General features: G+C 59.9%; 1 tRNA gene and 2 pseudogenes. 2 read left to right on the top strand and 1 reads right to left on the bottom strand.

From position 1 onward, the window contains the following. Both PI86_RS17810 and PI86_RS15295 read left to right on the top strand, forming a co-directional pair. Positions 1-75, top strand: a pseudogene (locus PI86_RS17810) (c-type cytochrome); the annotation flags it as partial. A 66-nt stretch (positions 76-141) separates the two neighbouring features. Further along, positions 142-217, top strand: a tRNA-Ala gene (locus tag PI86_RS15295). A 555-nt stretch (positions 218-772) separates the two neighbouring features. On the opposite strand, the pseudogene PI86_RS15300 reads toward PI86_RS15295, so the two are convergent. Beyond that, a pseudogene (locus PI86_RS15300) lies at positions 773-1,419 on the bottom strand (hypothetical protein); the annotation flags it as partial.

Raw genomic sequence — 1,419 nt, forward strand, 5'->3', positions numbered from 1 at the left:
GCGCACCCGCGCATGAGCGATGCGGATCTCCGGTCCGTGGTCGAATGGGTGCTCGCCGGCGCGCCGTCGAAGTGACGCGTTCGGGGTGACGGAACCCCTATTGCCAAGCGCGGAAATGCATGTGTATGATGGTTGTCTGTTGGGGCGGTAGCTCAGCTGGGAGAGCGTCGCGTTCGCAATGCGAAGGTCGGGAGTTCGATCCTCCTCCGCTCCACCATAAATTCCAGTGAAAACAACGCACTACGTCTCGCGATGTAGTGCGTTGTTTTGCATTCTGGCGCAGTTTTTTTCCACATCGTGTGTGGCAAATTTGTGGCGCAATGCCATCTTCAGCCATTGCGCCGGTGATCGGTAGAAATCCCTCCGCGACTCTACCGATAGTTCAGTGACCGTCAGCGTCAATCTTGCAGGCATCAGCCAATCAACGCCGCCGTGTGCACAAATGTGACATAGCGCAACAAGGGGCCAATGTCCGTGCAGGCACTTCTCACGGTCGAGCAGCTAGCCGATCAGTGCGTTGATTCGCGTGACACGCACTCTGGTGGGCGCGAGGCAGCCCGGCGCCGTGGGCGCCGCTCTCGCGCGGTTGACGGAAAATCGTGGCACAGCGGAGGCGGCAAAGGGGCTGGCCGCAAGATTCTCGTCGAGCGTCAAGCGCACTTCCTGCGAAAGCAAATCATGTTTCCGCTCAAGACACACGACTACGCGGAAGCGAAGCGATTATCTGCTGACGCAATGATCCGCTGAGATGGATCAGGGGCATGTCGCCGCATTACCGGATCAGCCACGCCTGTCCGAATTCCGTCGCCGGAAGCGGCACGGCATCGATGTGCGCATTGCGCAGAAATTCCGCGTCCTGATGTTCTCCGGAACTGATCATCCGAATCGATCGATTCCGCAAGTAAGGATCGTTCTGGATAAGGTCGATGAGAAACTTGCTACGCTCGACGGAAAGAAAGACGATGCTGCGCTTGTCGGCCGGGACTTCCGGGATGCGTGCCAACTGAGTGCTGATGTGGTGCTCGATGCTTGTCATTTGCCACGGCACGAGAATCATCAGGCTGCACACAATCAGGGATCCCGCCAGATTGCGCAGGGCAGCGGGCGTTGCGTCGTTCCGGTGCGGAAGCGAGCCGGCGACGGCTGCGCCGGCGAGGATGGGCAGCACGCTCCATGCCGGATGGAAGTAGCGGTAGCCCCAGCCGTTCCCCTGATCGAACGGTACAAAGAAATAGCCGAAGTAGGTCAGCACGGCCGACGCTGTGAGCAACTGGACGGCGATGTTTTCGCGCCTGCGTGCGTAGCCCATTCCGGCCAGGATCAGCAGACCGGGCATCGCCCAGATCCACAACTTGACCGTGCTGGCCAGTCGCACGAACAGGATTCCGAGGTCCGGCAGCGTGAAGGCCGACGCGATCC

It is taken from the genome of Burkholderia sp. A9, from assembly GCF_000801975.1.